Genomic DNA, 19,999 nt, shown 5'->3' on the forward strand with positions numbered 1-19,999 from the left:
CTCTAGATCACCATGCCACGCATCATTGTTGGTCGCTTGCGCCTAGAGCCTTTGGTACTCGTGGCTTGCACTTGATGCTGTTGTTGTCTGCGGCGTTGTACTTCTTCAAGCAGTTCATGCTCTGCTTGTTTCATCAATTGGGGCGAAGCATTTAACCCATCGAGCAGAATATTGCCTGCTACTGGACCAACGCCTAATCCTTCAAGTAATTCATTGAAGACATCAGTTCTATCTTCCGCATTACGGATAGCAAGTTCTGATTTTTCAATGGTTTCGGTAAAGGGTTGCTTCATCTTGATACCTATCTTAAAGCGAAGCATCTCTTGGATGCTGTCAGTAACAGTCGAGAGTTTTTACTTTTTTCTCTTTTTAAGTGGGCGGTAATCACTGAGGCGCAAGAAGTACCAATCTTCTTGTTCATCGTGGCTCGCCCCACAGGCTTTTAAATAGAACTGCGCTAACCTTTGGCTACTCATATTGCTGCCTCGCAATACGTCAACGTTGCCGCGAATGCTCCAATCGGGTGGGTACAATCGGATCGCGTGTTCTGCGAGCAAAAACAGAGCAGAGAAAGGATTGCTCAAACCTTGATTAGGGCTGATTCTTCGCAGCAGTACGATGATGATTTCACCTTCTTCCACTCGGAATACCAGTTCCATACCGTCGCACTCGTATCGTTGCCCGAGCAAGATGGTGCTTTTCTGCCAAAAGTAAGGCGTCACTTCGATTCCTGACGCCATTAAAGACTGAGCGAGTTCACACGCCATTACATTCCTACCCTTCCCAGCGGTTGAATATTGATTTGCTGAGTCAGTTCTTGGAACGACAACACTGGCAGTTCGTAGTATTCAGATTCAATCAATTTACGTACGTAACGACGCACATCCATCGACACCACCAGCACAGGTTTATTTGGCATGCGGCTCAAATCACCGATGGTTTGCTTAACGTCGCTGACAAACTGTTGAGTCACAGAAGGGTCAAGCGCTAAGTAGCTGCCCGCTGAAGTCTGGCGAATACCGTTACGGATCGTATCTTCCAAGCTCTGATCCAACAGATACGCAGGCAGCATATTTTGACCGCTGGCGTACTTGTAACAGATGTAGCGTTTCAAGCTGGAACGGATGTATTCCGTCAGTTGAACCACGTCTTTCTCTTTTTGTCCCCACTCAACCATTGCTTCTAAGATCACACGTAAGTTACGAATAGAAATATCTTCAGAAACGAGGCGTTGCAGGATTTCCGTCATCTTTTGTAGAGGCACAATACGTTGCGCTTCTTTCACTAATTCGGAGTAGCTGCCTTCCATTTGTTCAAGCAAGTAACGGGTCTCTTGAATACCGATAAAGTCTTGCGCGTACTCTTTCAGTACGTGAGACAGGTGGTAAGTCAGAATGCGGTCGGGAGTCAAAAAGCCCACATGGCTGTTTTGCAATTTTTCTCGGTGACTGTGGTCAACCCAAATACTCGCAATGCCCGGCAGAAAGTCGTCATCGTTTTCGTAAGGCACACCCAGTAAATCGATCTGCTCATTGCCCTCTGTCACCAGCAATTTTTCGCTTTCAATTCGACCGCGAGCAACCGGTACTTCTTGCAATTGAATCAGGTATTCACCGTTGCTCATCCCTTCATTAAATCGCAAGTGGATGCCCGGGAATGGCACACCTAGATCGAGGTACAGCGCGCGTCTGACTCGTGCGAGTTCATCATTTAATGCCACAGCTTCTAGGCTCTCTTGTAAGCGAGAATCCAAGTCGATGAGCAGCGGTACTGTCATCGCAAACTCTTCTTGCTCGCCCAATTTGCCTTTGCTGTTGCGAGAAGGGGTTGGTTTATTCGGTTTGGCAGCTGGCGAGCCCGCCCCTTGGGCGACAAAACTAGGTAGGTCAGAACTGTCAGATTCGCTCTGCTTTCTCTGTTGATAGAACAAGAAGAAACCACCACCGCCTACAACAACGGCAAGCACAAGGAAAGTGATTTTCGGGAAGCCTGGAATGAGTGCAAACAGCACCAATAGGACACCACCAATCAATAAAGCTCTTGGTTGCGCGGTAACCTGACCACCGATATCTGAACCTAGGTCAGAGGAATCTTCATTTGAAACACGTGTAACGATAATACCGGCCGTAATAGCGATAAACAGAGCCGGAATTTGCGATACCAGGCCATCACCGACGGTCAAAATAGCAAACAGTTCAAGCGCTTCAGACGCAGACATGCCCTTTTGAGTCACACCAATGGTCACACCGCCCAAAATGTTCACCACGATGATCACCAGACCGGCAATGGAGTCCCCTTTTACGAACTTCATTGCACCGTCCATCGAACCGTACATTTGGCTTTCTTTTTCGATCAATGAACGACGATGACGCGCCTCATGAACGTCGATCACCCCAGCACGCATATCGCCGTCGATACTCATTTGCTTACCCGGCATCGCATCAAGGGAGAATCGAGCACTGACTTCCGCAACCCTTTCAGAACCTTTGGTGATCACCATAAACTGAACGATGGTGATGATCAGGAACACCACGATACCCACGACCAAGTTACCGCCAACTACGAAGTTACCGAAGGTATAAACGATCTGACCGGCGTCGCCTTGCAGAAGGATAAGTCGCGTTGTCGTAATAGAAAGTGACAAGCGAAACAGCGTTGTGATCAAAAGAACCGCCGGGAATGCAGAGAATTCCAGCGGTGAGGTAATGTAGATAGCAAGCATCAAAAGGACGACCGCTATACTCATGTTGGTACCGATTAGTACATCCACCAATGCCGTCGGTAAAGGCAAAATCATCATAAAGACGATCGCCAATAGCATCACGGCGAGCATGATGTCTTTGCGTTGTCCAACTTTGTTTAAAATATCGATCAACTTATTCATTTGATTCACTATTTAGAGATTTCAGATAACGTCGATGAGCACGGCGTGCCCCCTCAACATCATTTTGTTTCCAGCGCGCTTGGCTGAGACAAAACCATAAGCCCGCTTTATTTGAGTTGTTTGCTTCCAATAAGCTTTCGCACAGCTCGATTGAACGTGTGTAACGACCAGAATTCAAGCATGCCACCGCCAGTGTTTGGCGAGCTTCTTGATGCTCTGGCTCGATTTCTAACAACGCATCCAGCAACGTGATCGCCTGTTCGGGCTTTTGATATTGAACTTGGAGTGCAGCGTGGATAAGCAATAGCTCCACATCTTTTGTTTGCAACATGGGGCTTAAACCTGAATCAGTAGATTCAACGCCATGGTGAGATAACGTTGGTCTAATTGCGTGTTTTGCAGCGTTTCCACCGCTTGGGAAAGCGCATGAGAACCATTTTGCTGTGCCAATTCCTGAAGTCGCTGCTGAGTCGTATCAAACTGCTGGCGATACTTGTCTGGGCGAAGTAGCTCTGAATGGGTAAGCTTTGGCTTGGCGAGCGACATCAAGTACTGCTCAGATGGGCGAAGCTCATACAGTTTCTCTAAGTGCGTCGCGATGGCTTGACCATCAGGCAGCAGTTGAAAACGCTGTGGGAAATCGTTTTCAACTTGCTCAAGAGAGACATGAGTAAAGCCTTCAATACCAACGTTTAACGTACTAATTCTACTCATGAATTCGCCACATCATTGTGTAAGCGAACCAAGAGCGCGAATGCTTGTTCGATGGTTGGCAATGTCACTTCATCACCTTCAATTTGCGCAGAGAAAACCAGCGTCTGTTCATCGAGCAATCCGGTTTTAATGGTAAATGGCCAACCTTGCCCTGCATGGCAAAAGCTCAGTGCCTTCTTGATCGGCTCATTAGATTGATGCCACGGCAGCGCTTTCGCCAACATAAGAAACAAACAGTCCTGATGCTTCTCAAGGTGCAAAGTACCGCTCTGTTCAAAGCTCAACTGAACACGCCCTGCTGACGAGAAATCCACAGCGTCAAGCCCCATTCCTCGGCAAAAATCATCCACTGACGCATCAATCCAATTCATCGTCCCACATTTCCTCTTCTTCTAAATCAATCGCTTCATCAAGCGCTTTTTGCACGGCTTGTATTAGGTTTTGTCGCTGCTCTTCATCGTTAAACACATCAATTGGAATATGCCGAACCAGTTTATGCAGCTCTCTGAAAAAGCTAATTTTTCGCTCGGTGGATTCCAATTCCATGGCATTCGCTAAGTTCCAGATCTCTTCACTGCCCACCCAGCGCTGCTCAACCAAAGCAATGACATCTGACATCAAATCAGTAACTTGATAAGCCATGGCTTGCCTGCTGAGGTTTAAACATCTGATAGAGATTGCCAACTTGGTCTTGAAGGGTGTTCAGCGTTTTAAGCTTTTGCATATCTGACATCAAAAGCTGCAACTTAACTGAGTCGATATTGCTGCCTTGAACGCTCAAGTCAGCACTCATGCCTTGCAACATAAAGTCAACCGCCGTAGACACCTCTTTTTCACCAAAGCGCTCAACCACATCCTTGTATGCTGAGCCTAAACCTTGGTAGCTATGTACGGTGTCGCGATAGAAACCACGCAGTTGGTGCAAACTGCTGAAGCCTTGTTCTTGGCTGTATTCGTCAGCAAAACTGGATACGCGAATTTCAGTATCAATTTGAGACCATGAATCTGGGTTTTGCTCAAAGTTCAGAAGGGCTTGGTCGATCAGCGCCAGTAGGTTCTTACTTTCTGGGTTCGCGCCAAGAAACTTTTTCACCGCTTTTAATGCAAGGTACTGGTGGCTTTTCTCTTCAGAAAAACCATTAAGGTACGCTTGTAACTGGGCAATTGTTGATAAGTTGCCACTTGCCATTTTGGCAGCAAGGTCTTTGATCTTTTGGTTCTTCTCAAGATCAGGCACTTTTCTTAGGTAATCAGAAACCAACTCGTGGGCTTCATTAACGCGAATACCGCCATCTTTCACTTTGCGTTTGGTCAGATCTTTTTCCGCTTTTTCTGAGCCTAATGACGTCAGCTCTTCCATCGCGTCAAACAGTGATTGAGTAGCATTGTGTACACGGACAGTTTCGCCTCGATAGTTGCCACCAATTGACTCCCCAGAACGTGAAGACTCAAGACCGCTTCGAATTGGCGTGTCAAACTTGTTACCCGTTGTAATTTGATTATTGATAATACTCATTCACTTGCACTCCTTTCGTACAATATGAGCGAATTATAAGAATTGCATTTGCAACGGGCTGTCAAAATCAGACGTGTTTTTTTAGGGCGTTTTAAGTTTTCTAAAAACTCCCGACCAATAGTCACTATAAATACTGCACCATCCTTTTTATTCTCTCAGCATCAGTTATTGCGCATGTTTTCCTAAATTGAACGACTTCTCATACATCACCGAAACCCAACAATCTGCAATCAAACAGACACGTTTGATCCAAATCCGCGGTCGAGTTACTCAAGTTACCGGCACCATCATCAAAGCCGTGGTGCCAGGTGTACGTGTCGGTGAACTTTGTGAGTTGCGTAACCCGGATCAAACCTTGTCGCTGCTAGCGGAAGTGGTTGGCTTTCAACAACATCACGCGTTACTCACCCCACTTGGCAACATGTTTGGTATTTCCTCCAATACCGAAGTAAGCCCGCTTGGGAAGATGCACGAAGTGGGTGTTGGCGATCACCTGTTAGGGAAGATTCTGGATGGTCTGGGTCGACCGTTTGATGGTACCCAAAGCAAAGAGCCGAGTGCTTGGTATCCGGTTTACAGAGACGCGCCGCCGCCGATGCAGAGAAAACTGATCGAGAAACCTATTTCCATGGGGGTTCGTTCGATAGACGGATTGCTCACCTGTGGCGAAGGACAAAGGATGGGTATTTTTGCGGCAGCAGGCGGTGGTAAAAGTACCCTACTCGCGAAACTTATTCGCTCTGCCGATGTTGATGTAACGGTCCTCGCCCTTATCGGTGAGAGGGGGCGTGAGGTAAGAGAATTTATCGAGCACGACCTTGGTGAAGAAGGCATGGCAAGGTCAGTATTGGTTGTTGCGACCTCCGACAGACCAGCAATGGAACGTGCCAAAGCAGCGTTTGTCGCGACCTCTATCGCGGAGTACTTCCGAGACCAAGGTAAACGTGTCTTGCTGCTTATGGATTCAGTGACGCGCTTTGCCCGAGCTCAGCGTGAGATTGGCTTGGCTGCTGGTGAACCACCAACACGACGAGGCTATCCGCCCTCTGTTTTTGCTGCACTACCAAAACTGATGGAACGTGCGGGTCAATCAGACAAAGGTTCCATCACCGCACTGTATACCGTGCTTGTAGAAGGTGACGATATGACAGAGCCAGTTGCCGATGAGACCCGTTCGATACTGGATGGTCACATCATTCTTTCTCGCAAACTGGCAGCGATGAACCACTACCCAGCTATCGATGTACTTCGCTCCGCGAGCCGTGTGATGAACCAAATCGTGGACAAAACTCATCAAGCGTCGGCAGCTCATATGCGTGAAATGTTGGCGAAATATGAAGAAGTGGAACTGCTGATCAAAATTGGTGAATACCAACATGGTGCTGACAGCCGCGCGGATATGGCGATTGCACAAGGTGATGATATCCGAGCATTTTTGCGCCAAGGCACACACGAACCAAGTGAACTCGACGAAACCGTGACTCAGTTACGAGGACTGGCGGGCTTATGATCGAGCAGTTACTAGAGATAAAAAAGATTCGAGCTGATCGAGCAGACAGTGCCGTTCAGCAGCAAGAGTATCGAGTCAATAGTGCGCTTTCTTTATTGCGAAAAGCCGAGCAGTCCGTGGTCGATTATCACCAATGGCGAAAAGAGGAAGAAGAGCGACGGTTTGCCAAAGCGAAGCAGAAAACGGTGGTACTAAAAGAGCTTGAAATATTACGCCAAGAAATCGCGCTATTAAGGGAGAGAGAAGCAGATTTAAAACAACGTGCCGCAGAGGCAAAAAAAGCATTAGAACAAGAAAACCAACGGCTTAAAGAAAGAAAACAAGAAGCCCTTGCCGCTCATAAAACAAAAGAAAAATTCATTCAGCTAAACGAACAAGAAATTGCTGAACAAATGCGTCAAGTGCAGTACCAAGAAGAGCTCGAACAGGAAGAGTTTCGTAGCGTCGTTGTTTCATAGAAGGTAAAGATGCGAGTCAAACACGATCACCCAAGCACAACAGAATTCTCACAACAAGGTCAACAGAGTCCAGCAAGCAACATCTCTGAAGAACTTGAGTCTCGCTTTAACAACGCTCTTAAGCCAATGCCGTCCGAAGCGGAGCATAGTCAAGAGACGACTCGTTTGTACAAAGCGGCATTGAGTTTAGATAAGTTCGAGCCCCTGAAGCCTAAAGCTCAGCCTAACAATCTTCAGCAAGAAAGAGCCAAAGACCAAGCTTCTTCTGAAAAAACGGACAAAGCTGGCAGTACAAACGGTGCTGACAGTGCGAAACATGCTGCTAAAGCCAATCTTTCTCCGTTAGAAAAAGACTCTACGCTAGGCACAAATCATCAAGCTTCAAAAGACGCTTCGAACAGTGATGCTGTAGAACAGCCAAAGACCGCGACAGAAGCGGAATCAGATATCACAAAACCCATTAAGCCTAACTCGTTAGTCGAGCAAGCTATTGGCGATAAAGAACGCATAAAGCATGAGAACAGCTTGCACAATACGGAGATAACGGAGCGCCCAAATAAGGACAAATCTCCTGTCGAAAACAACGATAAAGACGCTGCTCAATCTCTATCTGAAAAAGCGCCTCCGAGTAATATGGCAGGTAAACATGCACAGCAGCAAGAGGAAATCATTGTGAAAAACCAATCCGTCGGTTCCTCAGCAACAAAAGAAAAAACGACTCGTGATAACCAAGCTGATTCAGCAGGTTCAACCGCATCTCTTGATGGTCTGTATCACGATCCTAAAGCCATTATTGGCGGTTTCCAAAAAGACTTGAATAGTCAACCAACGCCAATCCAGCTTGATGGCAAAGCTGCTACCGCCGTGCAAAACGTATTAAATGGTCAGCGACAAAAGCCAGATACGACAACAAAAGAAGCAGGCACTTTAAGTAACGCGCAAATTAATGCAGAAGCGAAAGCTGCGTTGTCAGCGTTTGAAGAGAAGCTAAAGCACTCGAAGCACATTGATTTACATCATTCGACGCCTGAAGCCGACATCAAACTGTTCTCGGCGTCGAATATAAGCCAGCCGACCACCCAAGGTGATGTGATCCTCAAGAGTATGGAGGCACAAGCACCACAAAGTTCGGCAAGAGATGTGAACGAGCTGATCAGCAAGTTGGTTGACAAGATCTATGTGTCTTTGCCAAGTGCGAACGAGAAGGAAGTCCGACTGCTTCTCAATGAAGGTCAGTTAAAAGGTGGCGAGATCTCGATTAAACATGACAGTTCTGGTTACAGCGTCCTGATCAAGCAAGAGCATGCCCTGTCACTGATCAATCAAAACGCTAAACAAGAATTGGTTGAGCGCTTGCAACGCTTGGGTATCGACCAGCCAATTCGAATCTCGGTCAGCGAACAGATGAACCAACAACAAGATCAACAACGCTCGCGACAACAACGCAGTATTTATGATGAATGGAAACCTGAGGACGAACGATGATACTTGATTTTCCCAAGGTCGACGCATCGAGCATCGCACTAAGCAACCAACTGTGTGCGAAGCAATGTCACTTTCAAGATAGCCAGAGCAACAGCCTGTCGGTCACGCTTGGACAAAAGCCTGAATTTTCGGGCTACCGTTTAACGCTACTCATTGGCGGACAAACGATTCAAATCGATTTTTGTGGTGCGCAGCTACAACAGTGGCTACATGGCATGCTTGACTCAACGGCATTTGAATCGCTGCCAAACTCATTGCAAATGGCGTTACTCAGCAGCCAGATTGAGCCCTACACCGATGTCATTAAGCGTCTGTTTGGGCAACTGCCAGTGTTGAGTAAATTGCAAGCTCATGAACAGCAAGCTCAACAAGAGAATGTGTTGATGCTTACCATCAACCGTGATGACGCCTCTCTTAGCCTATGGGTAAATGAAGGTCGAGATGTGCTGATTGACGCCTTGCCACAAGCACCGTCTTACCTAAGCCAAAACATTGCGCTGCCGTTCTGGCTGAGCTTTGGCAAAACACGTTTAGCACTCGGTCAATTTGAACAATTGGAACTGGGCGATGTGGTGTTCTTCGATGATTGCTACATCGCACAACATCAAGTGCTCTTTCAGGTATCCAATCAAAACCTTTGGCGATGCCAACTCGACGAAACCACTCTCCATATCCTAGAAAAAGAAACCAATATGAACGATATCAATAGCTCTGAAGCACTTACCGACCACCAGCAACTGCCAATTGAACTCACGTTTGATGTTGGTCAGCAGACCATTACTTTAGAGCAACTTAACGCTCTGCAACCTGGTTTTACCTTTGAACTTAACCAACCAATTTCTAACCCAGTGACAATGCGAGCAAATGGCAAAATCATTGGTGAGTGCGAATTGGTGAACATTAATGAACGCCTAGGTGTGCGTGTACTCGAACTGTTTGGCGGTAGTCAGGAGCCAGCATGATCCAGTTACCTGATGAACTGAACCTCATCGTCACACTCGCCCTACTCGCTTTGATTCCTTTCATTGCAATGATGGCGACTTCTTTTGTTAAGCTGGCGGTGGTGTTTTCCCTATTGCGAAACGCACTGGGTGTACAACAAATACCACCTAACATGGCGCTCTATGGATTGGCGATCATTTTGTCGATCTTCATCATGGCACCAGTGGGTTTTGAAACCTATGACTACGTGACGCAGCATGAAATATCCCTAGAAGATTCCGAGAGTATCGAAGGACTGATTGAGAGCGGATTGCAACCGTATCGTGAGTTTTTGAAGAAGCACATTCGTGAAACCGAATCGGTATTTTTCACCGATGCGGCAAGAACATTGTGGCCACAAAAGTACGTCGATCGTTTGGAATCAGACAGCTTATTGTTGTTGCTCCCCGCCTTTACGGTAAGCGAGTTGACTAGGGCGTTTGAGATTGGTTTCTTGTTGTACCTACCTTTCATCGCAATCGACCTGATCGTGTCCAACATCCTATTGGCAATGGGCATGATGATGGTATCGCCGATGACGATCTCGCTACCGTTCAAACTGCTGCTGTTTGTATTGCTAGACGGTTGGACCAAGCTGACTCATGGCTTAGTGCTCAGTTACGGATAGTAAGGAGAGAAGCATGAATCCGGCTGAAATAATCCACTTTACCACTCAAGCTTTGACGCTTGTTCTGTTCTTGTCGCTGCCACCGATTGTCGTTGCGGCGCTGGTTGGTACTTTGGTCTCGCTCATTCAGGCGTTAACTCAAGTACAGGAACAGACGTTGGGTTTTGTCGTTAAACTGATCGCCGTCATCATTACCTTGTTCGTCACCACACAGTGGCTAGGCGCAGAACTGCATGCCTTTGCAACATTAGCTTTGGATAAAATCCCGCAAATACGATGAGTTACGATGATTTGCACCAAGCGTTGTTCCTATACAGCTTAACGCTTCCTAGGTTAATGGCTTGCTTTATATTTCTGCCCATCTTAAACAAGCAAACTCTGGGCGGCACCATGGTGAGAAATGGTGTCTTGTGCTCCCTTGCGTTGTTTATTTTTCCGATGATTAACCAGCAGGATTTGCCCACAGAAACGGATGGGATCTGGTTGATGATCATCTTGGGCAAAGAGGTACTGTTAGGTCTGCTGATTGGCTTTGTTGCGGCGATCCCTTTTTGGGCAATCGAGGCGGCAGGCTTTCTCGTGGATAACCAACGAGGCGCAGCAATGGCGAGTATGTTCAACCCTACCCTCGGCTCACAATCGACGCCAACCGCAGTACTGTTGACTCAAACTCTCATCACCTTGTTCTTCTCGGGCGGTGGCTTTGTCGCTTTTATTTACGCGCTATTTAACAGTTATGCTTCTTGGCCCGTCATCAGCTTTTTCCCGTCCGTAACGGAAGAGTGGGTACACTTTTTCTATGCCCAGTTCGAACAATTAATGTGGCTTGGGGTATTGATGTCTGCGCCTTTAGTATTGGCGATGTTCCTCGCCGAATTTGGTCTGGCATTGATCAGCCGTTTTGCACCGCAGCTAAACGTTTTCTTCTTGGCAATGCCAATCAAAAGTGCCATCGCCAGTGTGTTGTTGATTGTGTACCTGGCGTTGATGATGAATCACTTTCAAGCACTTTTCTCTGAAATTGTACTGTTCAGAGAGCAGCTCAATACCATTTGGTGATCGCATAAGAACACAGTGGAGAGAGGCGAATAGGTGACTGTTCACTAGCTTCCGCCTCTCCGATGATTAAAACGCTTTTAGATTGAACTAAATTTAACTACGAAAGATAAACAGGCCCAGTAATGAGCGGAGAAAAAACAGAACTCCCCACCCCGAAAAAACTCCGGGATGCCCGTCAAAAAGGGCAAGTTGCAAAAAGTCAGGAAATCGTTTCATCGGCGTTGATTCTGGCTTTGATCACCGTGCTATTTGCGTTTGCCGATTACTATATGTCGCATATCTCCGCCCTGCTTTTATTGCCAAGTGAACTGGCGTATCAGGGCTTTCAAGATGCTCTTCTCGATGTAGCAATCGCCATTGCCAAAGAAATGGTTTATCTGCTCGCGCCGATCATCTTAGTCGCCGCTCTCATCGCCATCATGGCGAACATGGGTCAGTTCGGCTTTCTGTTTAGTGGCGAATCTGTCAAACCAGATATCAAGAAGATCAACCCTGTTGAAGGGGCTAAGCGAATTTTCTCGTTAAAGAGCATTATTGAGTTTATTAAGTCGATCCTTAAAGTTTCGCTGCTTTCATGCATTATTTGGGTAACGTTAAAAGGTAACTTAAACACTTTACTGCAGATTCCTACCTGTGGATTAGAGTGTGTACCGACCATCACTGGCGTGCTAATCAAACAATTAATGATCATTTCGGCAGTTGGTTTTATTGTGATTGCTGCTGCCGACTTTGCTTACCAAAAGTTTGACCATACCAAACAATTGAAGATGACCAAGGATGAAGTGAAGCGCGAATACAAAGAGATGGAAGGCAGTCCAGAAATCAAAAGTAAGCGTCGTCAGTTGCACCAAGAGCTACAAGCCTCCAACCAAAGAGATAACGTTAAACGCTCGAATGTTTTGGTAACAAACCCAACGCACATTGCCATTGGTTTGTACTACAAGAAAGGCGAAACACCTCTGCCTGTAATTACCCTGAAAGAGACCGATGCGATGGCGAAACGCATGATTGCAATAGCCAAAGAAGAAGGGATTCCTGTCATGCAGAAAGTGCCACTCGCACGTGCGTTATATTCGGATGGCCAGCTAAACCAATACATACCTGGCGATCTTATTGAAGCCACCGCAGAGATCTTACGTTGGGTTGCGTCTTTGGAGCAATCTGAAGAGCAATAAGCAGAAGCAAGTTTTGTCTTTACAACAGCGAGCCTTGGCCACGGTTGCTTTGACTTTTTTTCATTAGACGGTTTTTCATCAAAAACAAAAGGGAGCATCTGCTCCCTTTTGTGTTTTCTTGTTCGCTAGGATTTCACTGCGGACTTTGGTTTAAAGCCAAATCAGTTAAATCCAACCTTCTGCTAAGTACATCAAACGTAGTTGGCTTGGCGAACCTAGCTTTTCCAGCGCCGAAAGTTGCCCATCATCAAGGTTCGGGCTTTTATCCAAGTACACGCGTCCGTTCGCTGCATCAAGAGGCAGTTTGTAGGTCAAAGTCTTATTGATGTCTTGTGCCTTACCTTGATCAATGGCTCGGACGGCTGGCATCAACCAGTCCCAATCTTCATTGAGCAGTTTCTTAAACGCACCATTCGCCACCGATTCAGTTTGACTTGGAGCATCTTCCACACTCAGTTTAAGCATAGGATCGACATCTGGTACTAAATGCTCGCTAGCATCTGAGCCCAACATCTTCTTGAGCGTCAAACGCGCAGCTTCCATTTCTTGCGCTTCTTTTGGTGCTTGAGGCGATGTCATAGACTTGTCTTCCTTTGGACCTAAGTACGCCATTAAAGCTCGCACTGATGCTGCATCTTGCATGCTGAAAGTAAAGTCACCCTTGCTGTTAGACACTTCAATACGTGGTAACACGCCAGACATCGGCTCTTGACGAAGTTGATCTTGAACTTCGTTGTTCAAGCCGTAAGAGCCAGCTTGACCAGCAACAAAACCAGAGCCACTGATTAAGCCCGATGCTGCCACACTGCCTAGAGCTTCTTTTGCTACAGGAAGTACACCTGCGGTACCTACGGAGGTAACACCAAATGCTCCAAGACCACCTGTTGCCATACCTAACGTGGCACCAATCGCGCCTTCTGCCGACAGAGTTGCGTGCCCATGTGCAAGCGCTTGCTGCATTGGCAGTGCCAACCTTTGGTCACGACCGGGTAACTGGGCAATGTGATCCAATTGGTGGTGGTATGCCTCTGCATCACCATTGACGGCGGCTTTATGCAATTCACGCCCAGTGGCAACCAACAAGCCAACACCCGGTAGCGCCAAGTTAATCGCTGCGTTGACACCAGTCCCTTTAATCTTCTCTTTCGCCATCTCAAGTAACTCAGCGCCAAAGCCATCCATCTTTCCTGGGTATTGGTTTTCGATACTGACTTGTAAACGTGGGTCTTTGCTGATCGAATCGAACGTGCCTTTTAGATTTTCATAAGCGCTTCCGTCAACCTTTACTTCTTCCAATAGGCTGACGACTTCAAGGATCTTACGCTCAGTCAAAGGCTCGCCGCGATAACCTGATGGGCTAACAAGAGAGAACGCCAATAATGCCGTTTCTGGTTTTTCTTCTTTTAACAGCGCCTGTTTTAAATCTAAGTGAGTCTTAATGTTTTCTTGGAAGTACTTTTGATATTTCGAGCGCAGCACGTTTTCACTCACCGCTGCGAATTTTTGCCCTTTATGGAAGGTCGATGGCTCTTTGACTTCACCGCGCTTACTGATCACACGATCATCTTTTTGTGCCGCGACAGAACGGAATTGATCCAAGCTCGGAACGGGGCTTTGACTGATTTTGCTGGTTGGACTTACCATGGGAGAACTCCTTAAACTCGAAGCGTCTGAACGTGAGATTGTTCTTGATTGATAAATTGGGTTGGGTCTTGGTCTAGCATCGCAAATCGAGCCTGCCAGAGTTGCGTTTGCTCATTGAGGGCATGGAACCAAGTTGATAGGCTCGCTGCGTTTAAATGCTCAATTGGCTTTCGACCCGCAAGAACCAACTGTCTACCATTGGGTGCAAGTGAAAGCGTTAAGCTCCCATCCGCAATACCGAAATAATTAGCATGGGCGAGAAGTTCGAGACCTTTCAGTCTCAGTTCACCGCTTTTTTCGAGCCCACCAAAAGCCACCGATAAAATAAGATCGTTTTGTTCTGTCGCACTAAAGTAAATAACGTAACGATCATCAACCAATAACTGGCAACGATTTTCTTCAGAAAAAGAAAGTGGCGGTAGCTCGTTTATTTCGCAAAACTCTTTCAATATAACTTGTAATGTATTCATCGTTTATTCCTTCTGTTTCACTATTGCTAGTAAACAACGAATGGCATAATTACGATGTCGAAAATAGCTTTTATTTTGTTAGTTTCACGATACTGTCGTGATTTGCGCCACAAAAAACGAGAAATAAACAATAAGTAATTTTGAGTTTAATAAATGAAAAAAGAGCAGCGAAATGCTGCTCTTTTAAGAGATTAAATATTAACAACCGATTATGAAATCTTTAATTTAGCTTATGGCTATCAAAAATAACTTCAGACGGTGGGAACATATTAGAAACAGGTGGATGAGCAATATCACCAAACATTCTTGCGCCAAAAGCTGATGCTGCCCAAGGGTCTACAATCTTCACATCTTTATTCCATGTACTTGGGTCTTTGATATCACTACCATCTTGTCGACCAACCAGAACATACAAGTGCGTTCCTGAGTGTCCTTTCTTGAATGCCACTACTTCAACCTTGGTGTTTTGATCCATTTCACCTTGCATTCCTTGAATCATTTCAGAGGCGGCGGCAAAGGCAAACGTCGTACAGCAACCGGCTTTAGCATCTTGAACAGATTTCGCGATGTTTTGCAGTGTGCCCATTTGAGGGCTATTGCCTCTTTGCGCTGCGACTTGAACCATGTTTGCCGACATGGTTGCTTTTTTATCTTGTTGAACTCTCGCTGGGTTGGCGTAGAACCCCTCTAATCTTGGTTTCGCTTTCGATTGATAGAACTCAGATCGCTTGTCACCGAACGTATTAAGGTCAGTACAGGCAAAATCACCCAGCTTTTGCAGTGCGCCTTGGTGCTTTCTGATCAGGGCATCTGCAGGGTCAGTTTTACCCGTACTGGATGGCTTTGAAGTGCTTGAAACACTCGGCCAGTTCTCTCGTGGTCCTGTCGATAGTCGCTCTAAATCTTTAAGGTTTCCAAGAGTCAGCTTATTCTCACCATTAAGTACGTTTTGCATCATGGCTTTTGCGACGTCTTTCGGCAGACCTTGCTTAACCAATAAACCCACTACAATCGCTTTCGCTTTGTTTTGGTGATTGATACGAGCGCTTACACTTGTGTTTTTCGGCGCACCTTCTTTAACAAAGATATCCTTGCCACCATGAGCTCGGACTTCTTTGTCATCTGATTGATTTTGCGTAGATAGGTGTGCAGTCAGCTCGCTGAGCGAGTGCATATGTGATGTATTGATATTTACCATGACCCTAACCTTTAAACAGAGATGAAAGAATGCAGCTTTTCGTGTTGTTCAGCCGACTGATGCTGAGTCGTTAGATATTGATTCCACAACTGGCAAAGCTCCATAAGCTGAGTAATCATGGTCGAAACTCGACTCACTTCTGACGTCATTGGCATGCTTACTTGCATGTGTACTTCTTGGTTTTCTGGGTTTATGCAGAACTGCACGCCACCTGATTCGCGGTATAAGAAGTTATATTCTAAAAGTGTCTGCAGTTTTTTAAGCTCAAATGCTTCTTCACCTTGGCAAACCTTGATTGAAAATAACAGTTCTTCTCTCTCATCCAAGCTTTGAACTTCAACTTCTTTGCCTGCAGACATATATACAGCCCACATTTGATTATCATATGCCGTCACTCGATCAATATCGAGCGTGTTACCAAGTTCAATTAGTAAGGTATTCACCTTATCCATACTCACCTACTATCCTGATATTTAATATTGATGTATTAATTTAACAACCAGATATAAAATCTCGAATTTAAAATACATATATCACATCATTTTTGTTTTATTTTTTATTACTATGGTTAACTTTATTAAACTAACCATTACTGCAAAAACCAAATTAAGTATTCTTGAGCAAACGTTCCGCTCTTATGAGGCAATAGTAAAGCCTTTAAAGATGAACAGATTGTCAGTTGATGGGAGTATTGTGCTCAATAACAGCGACAAAATATGCCAGATATGGTCGGCTTTTTTTCGTTTTAAGCCGTTTATAGAAAGGTATACCCAAGAAACCTCAAGGCGCTAGGTTCAGCGAGAATGACTTGGGTATATGGTGAGAATCAAAGAATCTCACCATATACCCAGCTTTACTCTTTCAATCTCAAGCACGTTACAGCTGCTGAGATACTTCAAGTTGAATGGATTTCGTTAATTAGATGAGGACTTAGCTAAACAAAGCCACCAGAATACATCGGTTTAAAGGCTTCTGTTGCCGCTTTATCCGCATTCGCCACACTGACGTTTGGTGCACTGGATTCTCGGCTCAAAACCACAACTTTGGTTTGCTCTTCCATGTTCGAGCTATTTTTCTTGATATGATCAATCAAGTCAGCAAGCTCCGCCTCTCCTTTTGGATCGCTTTTACCACTCAAACCCGCTTTTTCCATCTCTGGCGTCGTCACACGTATGGTCACATGAGGTTGGCGGCGACCCATCGCAACTTCTGCATCGTGGATTCGCTTTTTCATCATAGTATTGGCTGAAGACGGGTAACCTTTCTCGAGATGTAAGGTGTAGCTTTGTTCAACAGTAAAAGACGTCCCCGCAGGAACCAAGATTTCTCTCTCACCTTCAGCTTTGCTGATAGGTTCAATATTCATCCCGATGTCTGGCGTAGGGTTGATGACTAAAAGCGCACCTTTCGCCATGTAACTTTGTGCCACGTCTGGAGCACGCGTTGTACTCATGAATCCAGGAAACTGAAAACCGGTTCCTTTCTCTAACGCCGCATCGGCGACACTAGTGTGACAGCCATGCCAGACTTTACCGGAGTATCGCTCAAACATTGGAGAGTCTAGCGCAGCCTGCAACATATCCACGGTCTGACGATACTCTTTCTTCGCCTGCGCTCGCTCAGCAGAACTGGTGTATTGGTTACGTTTTAGGAACGATTGAAGACGAATCTCCATTTCACTCTCGTTCTTTGGCGGAGCAAAGTCGCCGTAGCCTGGGTTGATAATATTCGCGCCATTCCCTGTGTAGAATCGAGTCGTCGCCAGCAGCATCACGTTAATCAACGTCGCTTGGTTATTCGCATCATCACCAATGGCTTCTAATACCGCTTGTTGGCGTTCAGCTGGCGTAGCTTTGCTACTCACGACATCTTGCAAAAAGGCCAACGCATCTTGGTGATCAGGTTTGTTTTTTAGCACCAACTGAGCATCAAGCATGTTTGACTTATCTACCGTACGAAAAGTATCCCACACGTCATTACGGTCGCCGTAACGAAAAACATTACTCAGCGATCCTTCCTGTGAAGATTCCGCCAACAAAGATGCAGCATTGCTGAGAAGCTGTTGATATTGCTCAGGAGACTGACGCTCTAACCAATTGCCTAACGCTTCCGCTTTAACACCGTCAATGAATGGCTGTCCTGACGGTGTTCGCTCAGGCAATTCCGGCATGGTTCTCTGCTCGGTATTGTATAACTTCAAGTCGTTCATATTTTGCGCAGCGTAGAGAATTTTCTCAGAAGCCAGACCAAAGGTATCGTCCGCCTCTTGATGACTCTGAGCAGCCTGCGCCAGTGCATCAAGATATTCACTCCCAGCATATTGTGATGGGTAGCCTTTCCCTTGAGTCACAGAATGGTCGAACTCCTCAACACTCATTTTCACCGGTTCAATCGCAGGTAAATGAATTTCTTGCCCATTTAGCGTGATTGTCTTGGCTTCCATTCCGGGTAAGTCGATGTCTTGGCTCACTAGACCCTCGTAAGCACCAAGCCAATTGCCCGTCTCGCGCGCTTGCCACGCCATCATGCCATCACTGTCTACCGTCGCAGCGCCGTGGTCGTTGTGCTCCATCGCATAAGCATCCAGTGCTCCCATGATCTCTGTAAAACTGTGATCACGTGGCTGAATCATCCACCCCAATAGCAAGGCTCGAAATGCTTGCGCTTCAGAAGCGGGCATTTTGAGAAGGCGTGCCACTTCGTACATAAAAGAGGTGGTACTAGATGGTCCAGCAAACATAGGTAATTTCTTATCCATGTTCTGTTGGCGCCAGTTGACTGAAGTTGGCTCATCCTGACCAATCGTGGTTAAGGTTTTATCATTGATAACGAAACCACCATAGCCGGACTCATGCTCTGAACGCTCTTTTAAAGCAACGGCGTCGTTGTGATAAGCCGCAGGCTTCATGGCCTCCTGCATTCCTTGAAACTTGAATCCGGTCCCTTTATGAGGGTCGCCGTTTTGACGACTGCCGATAAAGTCATTGCCGGTTTTGTTGCCAAGCGCTTCACTTGTATTCCAATCGGCATACTTAAGCCATGCCCAACCGTGGGGCTGGGTTGTGGTCGGAGTCGAGATCTCAGGTTTTGCCCCTGCACCGTGTGAGTGGAAAATGTTCAGCCTTTGATTCGCTTCTTTAGCATTCAGCAATGGCTGATTCACGGCATCGCCCATCATCTTAAGTCGCGAAGGATCACGAAATACCCTCAAATGACTATAAGCTAATGTAGTCAGTACCCGAGCATTGGCTTTAGGGTCATTGAGTACGCTGTTGAGCTGCTCTGCCCACTTAGCGTCGTCGTCACTCCAGCCGTCCAGAAAACCGATACCTGCGTCTTCATTTGTCTTTGCTACTGGCACTGAAGGATCTTTCGCTTGAGCGATCGCTACATTTTCTAGGATTCGACGCAAAAACGATTGAGACATGTACTCAACTGCAGGGTTCTGCAGCAGGTCATTGCCCAAATGGTTAAACTCAAATGCTTGGTTGGCTTCTGCAATCTTCTCCACCGACTGAGCAACTATCTGGTTTTTCACCGCGTTAGAGGTTGTTGGAAACTGCGCATTCACCTTATCTCGGACCAAATTTTCAATGCTGCCTTCATACTGAGCAGCACGCATGATGGCATGGTTAAACTCCTCCACAGCCTGACGCAATGGCGGCATTGAGACAGGTTGCGTGTTCAGCGGCGGCTGATTACCAACTAGGGAAACGGAGACCGATGGGGTCTGACTTAAAGAGGTATTAACCGCTCTTGGTGTCTGTTGCGAGGACAGTAAAGCCGCGGTGCTTGTCGCCCCGTCAGTGCGAATCGTCGTTTGCATCGATCACCCCGCAGTGGATTCAGTGATCGCATCAAACAAGGCACTGCGTAAACTGAGCGCATTTTGCCAAAAGACATTAAGGTCGCTATTCACCACGGAGTCATCCGGCAGTGCAAAATTGAGTACAACAGTAGCGTTGTCTGCCGCTAACGAGAACGACGCAATGCCGACGACATCAGGGTGAGAATTAAGCGCCAGCAGTTTGGAGGGTGATATGCCCCCTTCTGGCTGTTTGGCTGGTGACAAAGGGAACATGACCACCATGCGATTTTCATAATTAAAAATCGTGGCGTAATGCATACCGTCTTCGCCAACCAAGTTGCATTGACCATTCAAAAGCTGCCATTGCCCGCCAGATAAGTCGGATAGCCAGTTGTTTATGATTTCTTCTTTGTTCATTGCGAGGACCCCTTTTCGTATTGAATAATCAAAACGATAAGCGTATGGGCAT

At 46.4% G+C, this 19,999-nt stretch carries 22 protein-coding genes; 8 read left to right on the forward strand and 14 right to left on the reverse strand.

Features of this window, described 5'->3' with window-relative positions; all coding sequences use genetic code 11:
* Positions 1 to 2: 2 nt before the first annotated feature.
* From ABMY42_RS09025 to sctW, 8 genes are read right to left on the reverse strand one after another with little or no spacing between them, the layout of a single operon-like run.
* Complete coding sequence (locus tag ABMY42_RS09025) at positions 3 to 293, reverse strand: LcrG family type III secretion system chaperone (protein ID WP_005441819.1); 291 nt, start codon at positions 291 to 293, stop codon at positions 3 to 5.
* A gap of 60 nt (positions 294 to 353) precedes the next feature.
* On the reverse strand, positions 354 to 767 hold the full coding sequence (locus ABMY42_RS09030; RefSeq protein WP_038898138.1) for an LcrR family type III secretion system chaperone: 414 nt from the start codon (positions 765 to 767) through the stop codon (positions 354 to 356).
* Positions 767 to 2,893: a SctV family type III secretion system export apparatus subunit VcrD gene (gene vcrD, locus ABMY42_RS09035; protein WP_101959964.1), complete on the reverse strand. Its 2,127-nt coding sequence runs from the start codon at positions 2,891 to 2,893 to the stop codon at positions 767 to 769. The genes ABMY42_RS09030 and vcrD overlap by 1 nt, the downstream gene beginning before the upstream one ends.
* Positions 2,877 to 3,215, reverse strand: coding sequence for a type III secretion system chaperone VscY (gene vscY, locus ABMY42_RS09040; RefSeq protein ID WP_005441813.1), 339 nt, complete (start codon positions 3,213 to 3,215; stop codon positions 2,877 to 2,879). The genes vcrD and vscY overlap by 17 nt, the downstream gene beginning before the upstream one ends.
* A 5-nt stretch (positions 3,216 to 3,220) precedes the next feature.
* A complete protein-coding gene (vscX, locus tag ABMY42_RS09045; RefSeq protein WP_005441811.1) occupies positions 3,221 to 3,598 on the reverse strand; it encodes a type III secretion system protein VscX in 378 nt (125 codons plus the stop codon).
* Positions 3,595 to 3,969: a type III secretion chaperone SycN gene (gene sycN, locus ABMY42_RS09050; protein WP_005441809.1), complete on the reverse strand. Its 375-nt coding sequence runs from the start codon at positions 3,967 to 3,969 to the stop codon at positions 3,595 to 3,597. The genes vscX and sycN overlap by 4 nt, the downstream gene beginning before the upstream one ends.
* Positions 3,956 to 4,240, reverse strand: a complete 285-nt coding sequence (locus tag ABMY42_RS09055; protein WP_005441806.1) for a TyeA family type III secretion system gatekeeper subunit — start codon at positions 4,238 to 4,240, stop codon at positions 3,956 to 3,958. Before ABMY42_RS09055 ends, sycN begins: the two co-directional genes overlap by 14 nt.
* Positions 4,221 to 5,114: a type III secretion system gatekeeper subunit SctW gene (sctW, locus tag ABMY42_RS09060; RefSeq protein WP_005441804.1), complete on the reverse strand. Its 894-nt coding sequence runs from the start codon at positions 5,112 to 5,114 to the stop codon at positions 4,221 to 4,223. The genes ABMY42_RS09055 and sctW overlap by 20 nt, the downstream gene beginning before the upstream one ends.
* Before the next feature lie 187 nt (positions 5,115 to 5,301).
* On the opposite strand from sctW, the gene vscN reads away from it, so the two are divergent.
* From vscN to sctU, 8 genes are all read left to right on the forward strand, one after another.
* Complete coding sequence (gene vscN / locus ABMY42_RS09065) at positions 5,302 to 6,624, forward strand: SctN family type III secretion system ATPase VscN (RefSeq protein ID WP_017188262.1); 1,323 nt, start codon at positions 5,302 to 5,304, stop codon at positions 6,622 to 6,624.
* A complete protein-coding gene (locus ABMY42_RS09070) occupies positions 6,621 to 7,082 on the forward strand; it encodes a type III secretion protein (protein WP_005441793.1) in 462 nt (153 codons plus the stop codon). Before vscN ends, ABMY42_RS09070 begins: the two co-directional genes overlap by 4 nt.
* Before the next feature lie 9 nt (positions 7,083 to 7,091).
* Positions 7,092 to 8,567 carry a type III secretion system needle length determinant gene (locus ABMY42_RS09075; protein ID WP_349266237.1) on the forward strand — a complete coding sequence of 492 codons (1,476 nt, stop codon included), beginning with the start codon at positions 7,092 to 7,094 and terminating at the stop codon, positions 8,565 to 8,567.
* Entirely contained in the window at positions 8,564 to 9,529 is a 966-nt protein-coding gene (gene sctQ, locus ABMY42_RS09080) for a type III secretion system cytoplasmic ring protein SctQ (protein WP_005450243.1), read from the forward strand. The genes ABMY42_RS09075 and sctQ overlap by 4 nt, the downstream gene beginning before the upstream one ends.
* On the forward strand, positions 9,526 to 10,176 hold the full coding sequence (gene vscR / locus ABMY42_RS09085; RefSeq protein WP_005426130.1) for a SctR family type III secretion system export apparatus subunit VscR: 651 nt from the start codon (positions 9,526 to 9,528) through the stop codon (positions 10,174 to 10,176). Before sctQ ends, vscR begins: the two co-directional genes overlap by 4 nt.
* Positions 10,177 to 10,189: 13 nt before the next feature.
* On the forward strand, positions 10,190 to 10,456 hold the full coding sequence (vscS, locus tag ABMY42_RS09090; protein WP_005441784.1) for a SctS family type III secretion system export apparatus subunit VscS: 267 nt from the start codon (positions 10,190 to 10,192) through the stop codon (positions 10,454 to 10,456).
* On the forward strand, positions 10,453 to 11,235 hold the full coding sequence (gene sctT, locus ABMY42_RS09095; RefSeq protein WP_045488063.1) for a type III secretion system export apparatus subunit SctT: 783 nt from the start codon (positions 10,453 to 10,455) through the stop codon (positions 11,233 to 11,235). Before vscS ends, sctT begins: the two co-directional genes overlap by 4 nt.
* Positions 11,236 to 11,357: 122 nt before the next feature.
* Positions 11,358 to 12,410 carry a type III secretion system export apparatus subunit SctU gene (sctU, locus tag ABMY42_RS09100; RefSeq protein ID WP_005450246.1) on the forward strand — a complete coding sequence of 351 codons (1,053 nt, stop codon included), beginning with the start codon at positions 11,358 to 11,360 and terminating at the stop codon, positions 12,408 to 12,410.
* Between the two features lie 165 nt (positions 12,411 to 12,575).
* Here sctU and ABMY42_RS09105 read toward each other — a convergent pair whose 3' ends face one another.
* From ABMY42_RS09105 to ABMY42_RS09130, 6 genes are all read right to left on the reverse strand, one after another.
* Positions 12,576 to 14,054: a CesT family type III secretion system chaperone gene (locus tag ABMY42_RS09105; protein WP_349266238.1), complete on the reverse strand. Its 1,479-nt coding sequence runs from the start codon at positions 14,052 to 14,054 to the stop codon at positions 12,576 to 12,578.
* An 11-nt stretch (positions 14,055 to 14,065) separates the two neighbouring features.
* Positions 14,066 to 14,524, reverse strand: a complete 459-nt coding sequence (locus ABMY42_RS09110) for a CesT family type III secretion system chaperone (RefSeq protein WP_349266239.1) — start codon at positions 14,522 to 14,524, stop codon at positions 14,066 to 14,068.
* 220 nt (positions 14,525 to 14,744) lie between these two features.
* Positions 14,745 to 15,722, reverse strand: coding sequence for a hypothetical protein (locus tag ABMY42_RS09115; protein WP_009698260.1), 978 nt, complete (start codon positions 15,720 to 15,722; stop codon positions 14,745 to 14,747).
* 11 nt (positions 15,723 to 15,733) lie between these two features.
* A complete protein-coding gene (locus ABMY42_RS09120; protein WP_005450259.1) occupies positions 15,734 to 16,174 on the reverse strand; it encodes a type III secretion system chaperone in 441 nt (146 codons plus the stop codon).
* A 482-nt stretch (positions 16,175 to 16,656) separates the two neighbouring features.
* Positions 16,657 to 19,548 carry an ADP-ribosyltransferase gene (locus ABMY42_RS09125; protein ID WP_049535756.1) on the reverse strand — a complete coding sequence of 964 codons (2,892 nt, stop codon included), beginning with the start codon at positions 19,546 to 19,548 and terminating at the stop codon, positions 16,657 to 16,659.
* A gap of 3 nt (positions 19,549 to 19,551) precedes the next feature.
* Complete coding sequence (locus ABMY42_RS09130; RefSeq protein ID WP_029789050.1) at positions 19,552 to 19,947, reverse strand: hypothetical protein; 396 nt, start codon at positions 19,945 to 19,947, stop codon at positions 19,552 to 19,554.
* Positions 19,948 to 19,999: the final 52 nt, after the last annotated feature.

The organism is Vibrio sp. SSH13-20 (assembly GCF_040104475.1).
Classification (GTDB): domain Bacteria; phylum Pseudomonadota; class Gammaproteobacteria; order Enterobacterales; family Vibrionaceae; genus Vibrio; species Vibrio harveyi.

Excerpts from the sequence above, each read along its gene's own strand:
- sctW (WP_005441804.1), bottom strand. The coding sequence starts at position 5,114 with ATGAGTATTATCAATAATCAAATTACAACGGGTAACAAGTTTGACACG.
- ABMY42_RS09125 (WP_049535756.1), bottom strand. The coding sequence starts at position 19,548 with ATGCAAACGACGATTCGCACTGACGGGGCGACAAGCACCGCGGCTTTA.
- vscY (WP_005441813.1), bottom strand. The coding sequence starts at position 3,215 with ATGTTGCAAACAAAAGATGTGGAGCTATTGCTTATCCACGCTGCACTC.
- ABMY42_RS09075 (WP_349266237.1), top strand. The coding sequence starts at position 7,092 with ATGCGAGTCAAACACGATCACCCAAGCACAACAGAATTCTCACAACAA.
- ABMY42_RS09105 (WP_349266238.1), bottom strand. The coding sequence starts at position 14,054 with ATGGTAAGTCCAACCAGCAAAATCAGTCAAAGCCCCGTTCCGAGCTTG.
- ABMY42_RS09070 (WP_005441793.1), top strand. The coding sequence starts at position 6,621 with ATGATCGAGCAGTTACTAGAGATAAAAAAGATTCGAGCTGATCGAGCA.
- ABMY42_RS09025 (WP_005441819.1), bottom strand. The coding sequence starts at position 293 with ATGAAGCAACCCTTTACCGAAACCATTGAAAAATCAGAACTTGCTATC.
- sycN (WP_005441809.1), bottom strand. The coding sequence starts at position 3,969 with ATGAATTGGATTGATGCGTCAGTGGATGATTTTTGCCGAGGAATGGGG.
- ABMY42_RS09110 (WP_349266239.1), bottom strand. The coding sequence starts at position 14,524 with ATGAATACATTACAAGTTATATTGAAAGAGTTTTGCGAAATAAACGAG.
- ABMY42_RS09130 (WP_029789050.1), bottom strand. The coding sequence starts at position 19,947 with ATGAACAAAGAAGAAATCATAAACAACTGGCTATCCGACTTATCTGGC.
- ABMY42_RS09055 (WP_005441806.1), bottom strand. The coding sequence starts at position 4,240 with ATGGCTTATCAAGTTACTGATTTGATGTCAGATGTCATTGCTTTGGTT.
- vscS (WP_005441784.1), top strand. The coding sequence starts at position 10,190 with ATGAATCCGGCTGAAATAATCCACTTTACCACTCAAGCTTTGACGCTT.
- vscR (WP_005426130.1), top strand. The coding sequence starts at position 9,526 with ATGATCCAGTTACCTGATGAACTGAACCTCATCGTCACACTCGCCCTA.
- sctU (WP_005450246.1), top strand. The coding sequence starts at position 11,358 with ATGAGCGGAGAAAAAACAGAACTCCCCACCCCGAAAAAACTCCGGGAT.
- ABMY42_RS09115 (WP_009698260.1), bottom strand. The coding sequence starts at position 15,722 with ATGGTAAATATCAATACATCACATATGCACTCGCTCAGCGAGCTGACT.
- sctT (WP_045488063.1), top strand. The coding sequence starts at position 10,453 with ATGAGTTACGATGATTTGCACCAAGCGTTGTTCCTATACAGCTTAACG.
- vscX (WP_005441811.1), bottom strand. The coding sequence starts at position 3,598 with ATGAGTAGAATTAGTACGTTAAACGTTGGTATTGAAGGCTTTACTCAT.
- ABMY42_RS09120 (WP_005450259.1), bottom strand. The coding sequence starts at position 16,174 with ATGGATAAGGTGAATACCTTACTAATTGAACTTGGTAACACGCTCGAT.
- ABMY42_RS09030 (WP_038898138.1), bottom strand. The coding sequence starts at position 767 with ATGGCGTGTGAACTCGCTCAGTCTTTAATGGCGTCAGGAATCGAAGTG.
- sctQ (WP_005450243.1), top strand. The coding sequence starts at position 8,564 with ATGATACTTGATTTTCCCAAGGTCGACGCATCGAGCATCGCACTAAGC.